Source organism: Nocardioides sp. NBC_00163 (assembly GCF_045206295.1).
Taxonomy (GTDB): Bacteria; Actinomycetota; Actinomycetes; order Propionibacteriales; family Nocardioidaceae; genus Nocardioides.
This window is the reverse complement of record NZ_CP108155.1, coordinates 5,745,429-5,758,382: the sequence shown is the minus strand read 5'-3', so window position 1 is coordinate 5,758,382 and position 12,954 is coordinate 5,745,429. Positions and strand designations below refer to the sequence as shown.

Annotated in this window: 13 protein-coding genes; 4 read left to right on the top strand and 9 right to left on the bottom strand. The window is 68.0% G+C overall.

Going from position 1 to position 12,954, the window contains the following annotated elements; translation table 11 throughout:
- Positions 1–18 precede the first annotated feature (18 nt).
- Genes OG801_RS27485 through OG801_RS27475 form a run of 3 tightly spaced genes read right to left on the bottom strand, consistent with a single transcriptional unit; the run spans position 19 to position 1,485 of the window.
- A complete protein-coding gene (locus tag OG801_RS27485; RefSeq protein WP_355017095.1) occupies positions 19–471 on the bottom strand; it encodes a DUF6069 family protein in 453 nt (150 codons plus the stop codon).
- An 8-nt stretch (positions 472–479) separates the two neighbouring features.
- The gene (locus tag OG801_RS27480) at positions 480–995 is read right to left on the bottom strand and encodes a DUF1269 domain-containing protein (protein ID WP_355017094.1); all 516 of its coding nucleotides are present in this window, start codon (positions 993–995) and stop codon (positions 480–482) included.
- A gap of 4 nt (positions 996–999) precedes the next feature.
- Positions 1,000–1,485: a DUF1269 domain-containing protein gene (locus tag OG801_RS27475; RefSeq protein ID WP_355017093.1), complete on the bottom strand. Its 486-nt coding sequence runs from the start codon at positions 1,483–1,485 to the stop codon at positions 1,000–1,002.
- A gap of 138 nt (positions 1,486–1,623) precedes the next feature.
- Between OG801_RS27475 and OG801_RS27470 the strand changes: the two genes are divergently transcribed.
- A complete protein-coding gene (locus OG801_RS27470) occupies positions 1,624–1,824 on the top strand; it encodes a hypothetical protein (protein WP_355017092.1) in 201 nt (66 codons plus the stop codon).
- A gap of 30 nt (positions 1,825–1,854) precedes the next feature.
- Here the strand turns inward: OG801_RS27470 and OG801_RS27465 are convergent, their stop codons facing one another.
- From OG801_RS27465 to OG801_RS27455, 3 genes are read right to left on the bottom strand one after another with little or no spacing between them, the layout of a single operon-like run.
- Positions 1,855–2,754, bottom strand: coding sequence for an HAD family hydrolase (locus tag OG801_RS27465; RefSeq protein WP_406032250.1), 900 nt, complete (start codon positions 2,752–2,754; stop codon positions 1,855–1,857).
- Positions 2,751–3,722, bottom strand: a complete 972-nt coding sequence (locus tag OG801_RS27460; RefSeq protein WP_406032248.1) for a formylglycine-generating enzyme family protein — start codon at positions 3,720–3,722, stop codon at positions 2,751–2,753. The genes OG801_RS27465 and OG801_RS27460 overlap by 4 nt, the downstream gene beginning before the upstream one ends.
- Positions 3,722–5,221: an arylsulfatase gene (locus tag OG801_RS27455; RefSeq protein WP_406032246.1), complete on the bottom strand. Its 1,500-nt coding sequence runs from the start codon at positions 5,219–5,221 to the stop codon at positions 3,722–3,724. Before OG801_RS27455 ends, OG801_RS27460 begins: the two co-directional genes overlap by 1 nt.
- A 106-nt stretch (positions 5,222–5,327) precedes the next feature.
- Here OG801_RS27455 and OG801_RS27450 point away from each other — a divergent pair, with 106 nt between their 5' ends.
- Together OG801_RS27450 and OG801_RS27445 are read left to right on the top strand one after the other, a co-directional pair.
- On the top strand, positions 5,328–6,905 hold the full coding sequence (locus OG801_RS27450; protein ID WP_406032244.1) for a SulP family inorganic anion transporter: 1,578 nt from the start codon (positions 5,328–5,330) through the stop codon (positions 6,903–6,905).
- A gap of 255 nt (positions 6,906–7,160) precedes the next feature.
- On the top strand, positions 7,161–8,771 hold the full coding sequence (locus OG801_RS27445) for an ABC-F family ATP-binding cassette domain-containing protein (RefSeq protein WP_406032242.1): 1,611 nt from the start codon (positions 7,161–7,163) through the stop codon (positions 8,769–8,771).
- A 9-nt stretch (positions 8,772–8,780) separates the two neighbouring features.
- Here OG801_RS27445 and OG801_RS27440 read toward each other — a convergent pair whose 3' ends face one another.
- Together OG801_RS27440 and OG801_RS27435 are read right to left on the bottom strand one after the other, a co-directional pair.
- Positions 8,781–9,482 carry a sortase domain-bontaining protein gene (locus OG801_RS27440; protein WP_406032240.1) on the bottom strand — a complete coding sequence of 234 codons (702 nt, stop codon included), beginning with the start codon at positions 9,480–9,482 and terminating at the stop codon, positions 8,781–8,783.
- A 73-nt stretch (positions 9,483–9,555) separates the two neighbouring features.
- Positions 9,556–10,629: a class I SAM-dependent methyltransferase gene (locus OG801_RS27435; protein ID WP_406032238.1), complete on the bottom strand. Its 1,074-nt coding sequence runs from the start codon at positions 10,627–10,629 to the stop codon at positions 9,556–9,558.
- Positions 10,630–10,735: 106 nt separating this feature from the next.
- Here OG801_RS27435 and OG801_RS27430 point away from each other — a divergent pair, with 106 nt between their 5' ends.
- Positions 10,736–11,680: a DNA adenine methylase gene (locus tag OG801_RS27430; protein WP_406032236.1), complete on the top strand. Its 945-nt coding sequence runs from the start codon at positions 10,736–10,738 to the stop codon at positions 11,678–11,680.
- Here the strand turns inward: OG801_RS27430 and OG801_RS27425 are convergent.
- Positions 11,677–12,945 carry a hypothetical protein gene (locus OG801_RS27425; protein ID WP_406032234.1) on the bottom strand — a complete coding sequence of 423 codons (1,269 nt, stop codon included), beginning with the start codon at positions 12,943–12,945 and terminating at the stop codon, positions 11,677–11,679. The two genes, OG801_RS27430 and OG801_RS27425, sit on opposite strands and share 4 nt — an antisense overlap.
- Positions 12,946–12,954: the final 9 nt, after the last annotated feature.

Below are 12,954 nucleotides of genomic sequence, written 5' to 3'. Positions count from 1 at the left end.
CGCCTGGCCCACGAGACCTCACCGGACCTCGGGGAGTACCGCGCTTCGTGAGACTGTCGACACCAGCGAGCCGATGGCGATCCCGAGCACCAGGTTGATCAGCATGGTGACGAGCTTGGTGTCCAGACCCGCGTCGGACGTGAACGGCCACAGCGCCGCGATGACGGTGGCCAGGCCGACGATCCACCCGAAGAAGGTCCGCGGCTGCGGTGTGGTCAGGAGGAGGATGTGGGCGACGGCCGTGGCCAGCAACCCGGCGATCGCTGCCCACACGGCGTACCACCACGTCGAGGCGTCTCCCCAGACCCCGTCGCCCTCGGGCGCGAGGATGGGTACGTCGAAGATGCCCCGGGCGATCACGATGCCGGCGACCGCGAGCAGCGCGGCCACGACGGCGGCGGCTGCGCCGCCCGCCCAGAGCCGCCCGGCGTTGACCGTGGGCTGCAGTCGTCGGGTGGGAGGTTGGTTCATCGCCATGATCAGTCTCCGTCGTCAGTCGGTTCTGTTGTCTCGGCGCGGAGGATGTCCTTGAGCTCCTCGGCGACCTCGTCGTCCAGCTCGGCGTAGACGAGGGTTGGGTTTCCGTGCTTCATGGCCGCGATGACCGCGTCCGGGTCCGCGTCGCTGCTCAGCACCACGAGTGCGGACTTGCCGGGACCGAGGTGGCCGGCGACCTCGGTGAGCAGCTCGTCACCGATCCCTGCCTGTCTCAGACGTTGAACCGCGGCCGCGGACGCCGCCCCCACAACGGCGCCCGCGACCGGGTTGAACACGAGGATCCCGAGAAGACCACCGAGCAACGAGCCCTTGGCTGCTGCGCCCGTCGTACGGTGGCGAAGATGGCCGATCTGCGGCTCCTCCGCTCCTGGGAACCAGGTGAGCGTGATGGCGTCATGGACGGTGAGCGCACCACGCTCCTGCAGGTCCTGGAGCCAGACCTCGGCGTCTGAAGCGCCCATGATCCGGTCGTAGACCCACGCGGTCAGGCTGGCCATGACGTCACTCGGCGAAGACCTCGCGCAGCGCCTTCTCCTGCTCACTGCTGAGGTTGGTGAAGATCAGCTCGCCCTCGTGGCCCTTCATCGCCTCGTGCACCTTGTCGACCACCGCGTCGGAGGTCATCAGGAACAGCGCCGAGGTGCCGGGGGTGACCTGGTCGCGGACCTTGTTGATGAAGGCGTCGTCGATGCCCACGTCGGTCAGCGATCCGGTCAGGGCGCCGGTCGCCGCGCCGACCGCTGCGCCCAGCAGCGGTACGAAGAAGATGAGTCCGAAGAGCATGCCCCAGAACGTGCCGCTCATCGCTCCCAGGGCCTTGGTGCTGGTCAGCTGCTTGGTCTTCGGCTTCTTCTTGCCGACCTCCCAGTGCACGGTCGCGGCATCCTCGAGGATGATGAGCTCCTGCCTGACCAGCTCCTCGAGGTTCTTCACAGCCTGGTCTGCGCCTTCGGTCGTGTCGTACTTCCATACCGTCAGGGTCGCCATCGCTTGTCCCTTGCTGTCGTCGTCTGTGTTCGACTCCGACGATTCCGGCACGGCCGGCGGACAGCATCACCCGAATTCGGTGAACCACGGCGCTGAAGTGATTCGTAGCGTGCAGTACGTGAGCAGTCGAGGAAGACCATGACAAGGGTCCTGATCAGGGTGAACGGTGAGCTCTCGGTCGAGCTTCAGAAGGCGTTCCCGCAGCTGGCCGTCCAAGCGCATCACGAGCAGTCGACGCTCACCGGCGAGGTCCCCGACCAGGAGGCGCTGCAGGGTGTCCTGCACGCGCTGCGCGCCGATGACATCGACGTCATCGAGGTCGTCACGATCCCCGACTGACCCGGCCGTCCCGCGACCTGCCGACCCGGCTCAGTCGAAGATCGTCTCCCAGTCGCGGGCCATGCTGATCACGGTCCAGCCGAGACGGGCGCCGACGTCGGTGATCGGCTCGGGCTCGTTGAAGGTCTGTGCGGTGCTGACGTAGGAGAACTCGCGCTCAGCATCGTCGTGGTTGACGAGCAGCGCGAGCGTCGGGCCATCGCCGGTCGCCGCCCACTCCAGCATCTCCCGGTCGCCGCCGGAGTTGCCGACGGCGAGGATCGGGCGTCGTCCCAGCTGGGTCTGGATGTTCGACACCTTGGCGGTGCCCTCGTTGGCGGCACCGACCAGGCGACCCGACCGGCTCAGGCGCGGCGGGTCAGGGGCGTAGTCGTACTCGATGAGCGTGCCCACCACCGCCTCGGGCGGCACTCCGTAGAGGTCCTGGGTGACGGCGCGGACGAACTCGGTCCCTCCCCCGGTCACCACGGTCACCGAGAAGTCGCGGCGCCGCAGCTCGGCGATGAGCTCGAGCATCGGTACGTAGGTGCAGGTCCGATGCGGCCGCCCGAGGGTCGGGTGGTCGGCGCGAGCCATGAACTCGCGAGTCCGCGCGGTGAAGTCCTGGGGCGAGAGGCCTACGAAGAGGCCGGTGAGAGCCATCGCGATCCGCTCCAGCCCGATATCGCCGATCGCCTGCTGGTCACCCGAGAGCAGGGCCGCGAACTCCGCCTGCTCCTTCACCGACGGGTCGGCCGCGGCGCGGGTGCGCAGCGCGTCGACGAAGAAGTCGAACTGGACGTACGTGGGACGCTCGCACCACAGGGTGCCGTCGTTGTCGAAGCAGGCCATCCGGTCGGCCACGGGAACCTCCTCGGCGGCGTCGAGGAACGCGATGACGGCGTCGCGGGTGGCACCCGGACGCCAGGACGGCAGCAGTTGGTCGCTCACGGTGTCTCCTTCGGTTGCTGGGTCTCGGGGCGGCGTACGCATCGGAAGCCCATGTGGCTGGTGCCGGTGTCGACCATCTGCGGGCGTCGTGCCGCGGGCCGGTAGCGCAGGCAGTAGGTGTCGGCGCACAGGTGCGAGCCGCCCTTGACGACCTTGCGGGCGATCCGGAACTGGGGCTGCGCGGGGTCGAAGCTCTGCTCGGCGTCGCCACCGCGCGGGTTGACGGGTACGCAGCAGGGCTTCGCGACCTCGTCGGGGTGCCGGTCGGTCCACCAGTCGCTGGTCCACTCCCACACGTTGCCGGCCATGTCGAAGAGCCCGAAGCCGTTGGCCGGGAAGCTCCCGACCGGGGACGTGCGGGAGAAGCCGCTCTCGCGGGTGTGCCGCCACGGGAAGTCGAGACCGTCCCAGGTGTTGGCCATGATCCGGCCCTCCGGGCGCGGCTCGTCGCCCCAGGTGAAAGCCGCTCCTTCGAGCCCGCCGCGGGCGGCGTACTCCCACTCGGCCTCGGTGGGCAGGTCGCCACCTGCCCAGGCGGCGTACGCCAGGGCATCCTCCAGAGCGACGTGGACGACCGGATGATCGGGCCGGCGTTTGACCGAGCTGCCCGGTCCCTCCGGCGCCGACCAGCACGCCCCCGGCGTCCAGGTCCACCACTGGCTGACGTGCCGCAGGTCGACCGGGCCGGGTGTCGGTGTGAAGACGAGCGAGCCCGGCTGCAGGTTCTCCGGCGGCGCGTCGGGGAAGTCGGCCGGGTCGACCGGCCGCTCGGCGACGGTGACGTAGCGGGTCTTGCGCACGAACTTCGCGAACTGCTCGTTGGTGACCTGGTGGGCGTCGATGGAGAACGCCCCGACCCGCACGCGGTGGGTCGGGGCCTCCTCCGGATAGTGGTCGTCCGACCCCATCGTGAAAGCGCCGCCGGGCAGGTCCACGACCGGATGCCTAGAGATGAGCTGGCTGGTCATCAGCTGCTCGGCATGCCGGCCTTGAGCTTCTCCATCAGCTGGTCGACGCTGAACGTCGCCGGCGTCTGCCGCGGCGGGAACTCGATCAGCGAGGCCAGCATCTCCGCGACGTACGTCTGAGCCGGGATGAGCAGCCAGACGTGGTCGAGCATCCAGTCGAAGTAGGTGTTCGACGTGCCCTCCGCCTTCTCGAACGGGTCCAGACGCAGGTTGTAGATCTTGGGCGCTCGCAGCTCCACCAACGGGTCCAGCCAGATCTCCAGCGTTCCGGTCCGACGCTGCTCGAGGAAGATGAACTTCCAGTTGTCGAACCGCATGCCCGCGAGGTCGCCGTCGTCGGTGACGTAGAAGAAGTGCTTGCGGGGGCTCTCCTCGGCCTCGCCGGTGAAGTAGTCGAGCTGGTTGTGGCCGTCCAGGTGCACCTTGTACGTCGTGCCGGCCAGCTCCGTCCCGGTCTTGAGCCGGTCGGCGACGTCGGTGTCCCCGGCTGCGGCGAGCAGCGTGACGAACCAGTCGTTGTGGCTGACGATCCCGTTGCGTACCTCCCCTGCGGGGATGCGACCGGGCCAGCGGACCATCGCCGGGACCCGGTAGGCACCCTCCCAGTTGGAGTTCTTCTCGTTGCGGAACGGGGTCATGCCGGCGTCGGGCCAGCTGTTCATGTGCGGGCCGTTGTCGGTGGAGTACATGACGATGGTGTTGTCGGCCAGGCCGTTCTCGTCCAGGTAGTCCAGGACGGACCCGACCAGCTCGTCGTGGTCGACCATCGTGTCGTGGTACTCCGACTGCCACCGGCCGGCCTTGCCGCGGCTGCCGTCCTTGATGTGGGTGCGGAAGTGCATGTGGGTGGTGTTGAGCCACACGAAGAACGGGGTGTCGCTCGAGCTCGCGTCGCTCATGAACCGCAGCGCCTCGGGGACGACCTCGTCGTCGATTGTCTTCATCCGCTCCTTGGTGAGCGGGCCGGTGTCCTCGATGCGCTGGGTGCCGTCGTCGTTGGCCCAGGAGTGGATGACCCCGCGCGGCCCAAACCTCTTGCGGAAGTTGGGGAACTCGTCCTCCCGCGGGTAGTCGTACTGCTCCGGCTCCTCTTCGGCGTTGAGGTGGTAGAGGTTGCCGAAGAACTCATCGAAGCCGTGCATGGTCGGCAGGAACTCGTCGCGGTCGCCGAAGTGGTTCTTGCCGAACTGACCGGTCGCGTAGCCCAGCGACTTCAGCGCCGTCGCGATGGTCGGGTCCTCGGCGCGCAGACCGAGGTCCGCGCCGGGCATGCCGACCTTGGTCAGCCCCGTGCGGTAGGGGTTCTGCCCGGTGATGAACGCCGCGCGCCCCGCCGTACAGCTCTGCTCGCCGTAGGAGTCGGTGAAGCGGATGCCCTCGGCTGCGATCCGGTCGATGTTGGGTGTGCGGTAGCCCATCAGCCCGTCGCTGTAGCAGCTCAGGTTGCTGATGCCGATGTCGTCGCCCCAGATGATCAGGATGTTGGGCTTGTCGGACATGAAACCTCCTCGTGTCTGTGTTCGGAGGCTAGGCAAGCCCTCCCGTGCGAGACCTCCCCCGACTCGGGTGACCTGCCGGACCACCCGGTCGCGATGGAGTGGCGTCGTGAAGACGTGGCTGATCCCGACGATGCGTGGCTACGACCGCTCGTGGCTGCGCGGCGACGTGCTCGCGGGGCTCGCGACCGGGACGGTCGTGATCCCCCAGGCCATGGCGTACGCCACGATCGCGGGGATGCCTGCCAGCGTCGGGCTCTATACATGCTTGCTGCCGATGGCTGCGTACGCCCTGCTCGGCGGCTCGCGTGCGCTGAGCGTCTCGACGACGTCGACCATCTCCGTCCTGGTGGCCAGCTCGCTGGCCACCCTGCCCGAGCGCGGCCCCGACGAGCTCATGCGGGCCGCGTTCACGCTGACCTTCCTCGTCGGCGTCTGCCTGCTGATCATGCGACTGGCCCGGCTGGGCGCGCTGGTCGAGAGCATCTCCCCCGCCACCATGACCGGAATCCGGCTCGGCGTGGGGCTCACCGTGGTCGCCAGTCAGCTGCCGGCTCTGCTCGGCCTGTCGGCGGACCCGGAGGCGGAAGGCTTCGTCGAGGAGCTGGTCGCGGTCGCCCGCGAGCTCCCTGAGCTCTCGGCGGTGACCGCGGTGGTCGGAGTCACCGCGATCGTGATGCTCCTGGTGCTCCGGCGGGTGGCACCGGCGGTGCCGGGGCCGCTCGTCGTCGTCGCGGCAGGCATCTTGTTGGTGGCGCTCAGCGGCGTCGAGGATCGCGGTCTCGCCCTCATCGACCCGGTGCCGACCGGGCTGCCGTCGCTGAGCCTGCCGGTCGTCGACGACGTGATCGGACTGCTTCCCGGCGCGATCGCGATCGCGCTCATGTCGTTCCTGGAGACGGTGCTGGTGGCACGGACCAACCGCCGTCGCCACGAGCCTGCCATCGACGTGGACCGCGAGCTGGTCGCCACCGGCATCGGCGCCCTGGCCGGTGGGCTCACCCAGTCGCTCCCGCCGGCAGGCGGGTTCTCGCAGTCGGCCGTGAACCTCCGATCGGGTGCCCGCACCCAGGTCTCCGGGCTGGTCACGGTGGGTCTGGCGCTGCTCGTCGCGCTCGCGCTGGCACCCCTGCTGGCCGACCTGCCCCAAACCATCCTCGCCGCCATGGTGCTGGTCGCGGTGGCCGGTCTGCTCGATCCACGGGAGCTTTGGACGTACGCCGCCATCGACCGGGCGGAGCTCTGGGTCGCCGTAGCCGTCGCCGTCGTCGGCCTGACCGGCGGGATGCTCCTCGGTGTCGCGGTCGGGGTCGGTCTCACTCTCCTGCTGGTCATCCGCGCGGTGAACCAGCCGAGGGTGCGGCGGGTCGAGCGTCCGGGCTCGGCGGCGCCGGAGGGGGTGCTGCCGCTCGTGCTCACCGGCGACCTCTACACCGGCAACGCCCAGGCGACGTACGACGCGGCGCTCGGGCTGGTGCAGGCCGCCGATCTCCGAACGGTCACCCTCGACGTCTCCACGCTCACCCACGTCACCGTCCCGCTGCTCAACACCCTCCGCTCGCTGCGCGACGACCTCGCCTCCAACGAGACCGAGCTGGTGCTCCTCGACGTGCCCGATGATGTGCTGCCCGTCCTCCGCCGAGCACCGTGGTTCGTGGGCGCGGAGCAGGAAGGGTTCGTCGGGTGAGCGGGTCCGCACGGCTGTTAAAGTGAAGGCGTGGAGCTGATCGAAGTGGACAAGGTCTAGCCACCGGACTGCCGGTGGCTTCGCCCGTGCGGGCATCCCGCACCGGTGAACGATCACTTCTCGCCGCACACGCGCGTCCGCCCTTCCCGGGCGTCGACGCGTGGGGCTCTCCGGCACGTTCGCGTTCCTGTCGACACGTACCTGAATCCCGTCGCGCCCGTCGGCGCTCGACGGAAGACACGAGAGAACACAGCCATGTCCACCCCATCTGCCATCACCCTGCGCGACCTGACCTTCGAGTGGCCCGACGGCACCGTCGCGCTCGAACGGGTCAACGGCACCTTCGGCACCGACCGGACCGGCCTGATCGGCCGCAACGGCGCCGGCAAGTCCACCCTGCTCCGCCTCATCGCCGGCGAGCTGACACCGACCTCCGGGAAGATCGACGCCGGTGGCGAGGTCGGCTACCTGCCGCAGACGCTCACGCTGCGGCACGACACGACGATCGCCGACCTGCTCGGCATCGACGGCATCCTCGCCGCGATCCGGGCGATCGAGGACGGTTCGGTCGACCAGCGTCACTTCGACACGATCGGCGACGACTGGGACATCGAGTCCCGTGCCGACGAGGCTCTCGACCAGATCGGCTTCTCCGCCGCCGACCTCGACCGTCGCGTCGCCGAGATCTCCGGCGGCGAGGGCATGCTGATCGCGATCACCGGCCTGCGCATCCGCCGCACCCCGATCACGCTGCTCGACGAGCCCACGAACAACCTCGACCGAGCCACCCGCGCCAAGCTGGCCGAGTTCGTCGACCAGTGGCCCGGGACGCTCGTGGTCGTCAGCCACGACCTCGAGCTGCTCGAGCACATGGACAGCACCACCGAGCTGTTCGGCGGCACGTTGAGCACGTACGGCGGGCCGTACAGCGCCTGGAAGGAGAACTGGGAGCAGGAGCAGGCGGCGGCCTCGCAGGCCGCCCGGTCGGCTCAGCAAGCGCTCAAGGTCGAGAAGCGACAGCGCATCGAGGCCGAGACGAAACTCGCCCGCCGCGAGCGGACCGCGAAGAAGACCCAGAAGGACGGCGGGATCCCGAAGATCCTGGCCGGCAACCGCGCGAGCAAGGCCCAGGCGTCCGCCGGCTCGCTCCGATCGACGCTCGACGACAAGGTGAAGGCCGCCCAGGCCGCCGTCGATGCGGCAGGTGGCCGCGTACGCAACGAGGAGCACATCCACCTCACCCTCCCCGATCCTGGTGTGCCCCGCGGGCGGCGGATCGCGGAGCTGGAGGACGAGGACCGGACCGTCGTGATCCAGGGGCCGGAACGGGTGGCGCTGATCGGCGCGAACGGCTCCGGGAAGTCGACCCTTATCGACCAGCTGGTCCAGGGTGGCGACCCGGTGCCTGGCCGGCCGCACGGCCGTCTTCTCACCGACCTGGTCGGCCTCCTCCCCCAGCGCCTCGACGGCCTCGACGACGAGGCCAGCGCGATGGAGAACGTACGCAGCGTGGCCCCGGACCTCCCGCCCGGCACCATCCGCAACCAGCTCGCCCGGCTGCTCCTTCGCGGCGACAGCGTGGACCGCCCGGTCCGTACGCTCTCCGGCGGCGAACGCTTCCGCGTCTCCCTCGCCCGCCTCCTCCTGGCCGACCCGCCCGCCCAGCTGCTGATCCTCGACGAGCCGACCAACAACCTCGACATCACCAGCGTCGAGCAGCTCGCCGAGGCCCTCGACGCCTACCGCGGCGCCCTGCTCGTGGTCAGCCACGACCACGGGTTCCTGGAGCGGATCGGCATTGACACCGTCATCGAGCTCGATGCGAACGGGCGGATGCATCAGCGCCGCGACCTGGGCGGTCACTGACGGCGGCCCTCACCGCACGGCCACGAGGACGCCGATCTTGTCGATGCGATGCTCGGGATTGTCGAACTCGTCGGACCAGTAGTTGCCCTCGGCGTGGTCCTCAGGCGTGGCGCAGGTCGACAGCGTGATCATCGCGCGGGTGGGCTCCTGGCCGGGCTTGCCGGGGACGGCGGCGCGCTGCGCGCGCAGCGACGCGGGCGACCGGAACGACGTCTCCCGGGTGCCGGTGATGCGATAGACGTACGTCGCCTCCTCGGTCCGCACCCGGACCCGGTCGCCTCGATCGAGCTCGGGCAGCCTGAGGAACGCCTTCGTGGAGGAGAGCCGGTGCGCGGTCACCTGGTAGTTGCCGATCCCACCCGGCCCGGTGCCGCCGCGAGGGCCGTACGGGCTGGCCGCGACGCCGTTGTTCTGGAGCTCGGTGCCCGGGGCGTCGTCGGTCCAGCCGCGGTAGGGCACGACCTCGAGTTCGGTGACGCCGATGCGCGGGATGGTCAGCTCCCCGCGCATCGGCCTGCCGTCGGAGGACAGCGGCGGCATCTCGGTGGCCGGCGGCGAGGCCGACGCCGTGGGGGTCGAGGGTGCCGTGGCCGACGGCGACGCTGACGGTGTCGACGGCGTGCTTGTCACCGAGGGGGTTTCGGTGCCGCACCCGCCGAGCGCGAGTGCGCCGAGGACCGTGGCGACGGCTCGTGACGAGGTGATCTTCATGGCGCCGCCTCAGGCGAGCTAGTGGTTCGATCCCACGGTACGTCGCTGCGAAAAGCCCGACCTGCCGACGAGATCAGAAGAGCCGGTAGAACCGCCAGAACCCGAACCCCTCGATCGGGAGGACCTCGAACCTGCTGAACCCCGCTGCCTCGCCGTAGCCCTGCAACGTCGAAGGCCGCATCACCGTCCCGGTCCCGACGCTCGGCGGCGACGAGAGCCCATCCGGCAGGCACACGAGAAGGCTGAACCCGTACATCAGCCGCTCCAGCTCGTCGCCGTCCGGAGCGAAGCTGTCCGCCACCGCCTCGTCCATCACCACCAGCGACCCGCCGGGCACGAGCGTCCTCCGGACCGCGCTGAGCACGTCGACCGGCCGGGGCATGTCGTGCACGCACTCGAAGGCGAAAGCCACATCGACCGTCCCCTCCTCAAGCGTGGCTGCGTCCTGGCACACGAACCGCACCCGGTCCTCGACTCCTGCCTCGCGCGCGTTCGCCACGGCCATGTCGACCGACGGCTGGTCGATGTCGATGCCGAGCACCGTGGCCTCGGGGTAGGCGCGAGCCAAGGCGATGCTCGACCATCCCCCACCGCTACCCACGTCGAGAATCCGACACCCCAGAGTGGAGAGCGTGTCGTGAACGGTGGGCACGCCGGCCAGCGCCGGACCGAGCTGCTTCTCGTACCACGGCCTATTGCCATCGGCCTGGGACTGCCGCGCGTCATCGCCGAGCTCGTCCCAGCTGACTCCGCCCCCATCCCGGTAAGCCTCCATGAGCCGAGGCAGCGCCGAGCCGACCGTCCCGAACATCCGGGCGATGGGCACCAGATAGGCCAGGCTGGTCGAGTCCGTCATCACCTCCGCCGTGCTGGCCGGGATGGCGAACCGGCGATCGTCGGGCTCGCCTTCCTCATCGACCACCAACAGCCCCACCACCGCCTGCTGCTCGAGCCACTCCCGTGCGTACCGCACCTGTGTCCCCGTACGCCCCGCCAGCTCAACCGCACTCGCCGGCCCCTCATCCGCCAGCGAGCGATACCACCCGAGCCGGTCTCCGATGAAGACCGAGACAATCTCCACCGTGCCGAGGAGCGACCCGAAAAGCCGCTCAGCAACTTCATCCGCCGTCTGCTGCGCTGCATCCATCGATCCACCATCGCCCCGGTCACGTTCACCTCGGCCTCCCAGTTCGGGCGGTACTTGGTTTGAGGTACGGCACGTCGAACGCTGATGCAACACCTTCAGGCTGTGAATGGGGAACTGCCGACGAACCGTCGGACGCCGCCGGTATTCTATCTCCGTCCAGCCAAGCCAAGCGGAGGTAACCTTGATCGATGTCCTGGCTCGGCGACGATCCAACCCGAGCCCGCTCCGTTACCCTGGCGGGAAAGCGTCACTCTCGGGATTCTTTGAGGACACGATTGGAGCCCTCGGCCTAGTCAAGCCCACCTACGTTGAGCCGTACGCAGGCGGCGCGGGTGCAGGGCTTGATCTCTTGTATCGAGGGGTCGTTGGCCGCGTGGTCATCAACGATTTCGACTACTCGGTCTACTCGCTGTGGGACGCCATGCTCAACCGCCACGAGGAGTTCCTTGAACGCTTCGACTCGGTGCCATTGACAGTCGACGAATGGAAGCGACAGCGCGAGGTCTATCGGCGTCGCGACGAACCCGGGCTCGACCGACTAGACCTTGGTTTCGCAACCTTCTATCTCAACCGGACCAACCGATCGGGCGTCCTCCGCGGCGGCATGATTGGCGGACTTAAACAAGAGGGGACGTACAAACTCGACGCACGCTTTAACAAAGAGACTCTCAGGGAGCGAGTCGAAGCTGTTGGAAAGCACCGGTCGAAGATTTTGGTGACTCACCAAGATGGTGTGCGTCGCCTTCGCGATTGGCTACCCAAGGAGAATGTCTTCGCATACGTGGATCCTCCGTACTACGAAAAGGGCAGTGCGCTCTACCTGAACTCGTTCAACGACGCTCAGCATCGCTCCCTTGCCCAATGGCTGAATACCCTGGCTGACGCCAACTGGGTACTCACCTATGACACTGCCGACTTCATCAAGGCCCTTTATCGCAACCGAACATCACTCGAGTTCAGTCTCCACTACTCCGCCAACCGGCGTGAGGTGGCAAGCGAGTTCATGGTTGTTTCGAACACGGTCGCGAAGGCGCTCGACCCCGACAGCTAATCCCTAGGGGCGAGTCCCAGTCGCTGGGTAGCGACGAGCCGCAGTACGTCCGTACCCACACCGATCGGGAAGGCGGCCTTCCCATGCGCTGCTGCGACGGGAATGATGCCGTCAACGTACATCGCCGACCCCGTACGGTCGATGACGTCCAGAATTGCCGGCAAGGACGCATAGTCCGCAGGATCAGGGTTACCACCGTTCACGTCGTATGGCGCGCCGACCGCCGGCATCACAGTCGGGACCACGACACGACCGTCGAGGGCGCGATAGACGAACTTGCGACCCCAGTAGGTCTCTTTGCCGTACGCCTGCACGTTTGTCGCGTTCGTTACCCGCGCCAGGATCTCTTGATCGCACACGAGGAGTTCGCCCGGCTGGAGGATGTCGTGCCGAACTAACTGGCGAGCGAAGTCCACCATCGCCCCTGTCTTCTCAAGGCCGCACAGGAACGGTCCATCGCCCGGCGTCGCCGCGTCCATCGACTGGAAGTACTCCAGCGCCCGGGCCCGCAATTTTGCCGGCGGCCCGTAGACGGCGAGCGGACCATCGACGATGAACAGGGTGCTCGGTAGGAGCTCGTAGCGCGACTGCTCCCACAAGAGCGTTGCAAGGCCGACGAGAACGAGGAGCTCGACGACCGACATCAGACGTCCTAGCGCCGACTGGTTCGAACCCTCCTCCCCCACTTCCTCGTGGATCCGGAGCACGTCCGTCGGGTAAAGCCATTCGTTGCACGCGATGCATTCAACTCCGGCGGCTGGCACCGGCACATCCTTCTGGCAATCGTCTGTGGGGCAGTTGACAGGCACGCGGCTCTCAGGTGCGCCCGGGCGCCCGTGAAGCAAGAAGAGAAGGTCCAGCAGAGACTCGTCGAGCCGGTTCACCTGGACCTTCTTGGCCCGAAATAGGCCATCGATGGCCTCTCGCCAGGAGGTGGCGATGCCCACGCCCTCCCGCGTATACGCTCCAGCGACAGGTAGATCGAGGGTCACAAGAGCCGTATTCACGGCCCGTTCGATCTCGTACGGGTCGACGAACCTCTCAGCCGCCTGGGTCTCCATGATCGTTAGATCGACGTACGCCGCTGCCGCCTGCGCGAAGCCGTACAGCACCGATGGAAGGCCATCGCGAACCCGCTCGACCGCATAAGAACCGTCAATCGCCAGAGCAGCGGTCAGCCCCTTTGCATCGGGAAAGATGAAGTCGCTTCGGGGCCGCACCTTCGCCCTGATGTCATCAGCATCGCGGAGCGCCTCGGCTGGCACGTGGAAGGT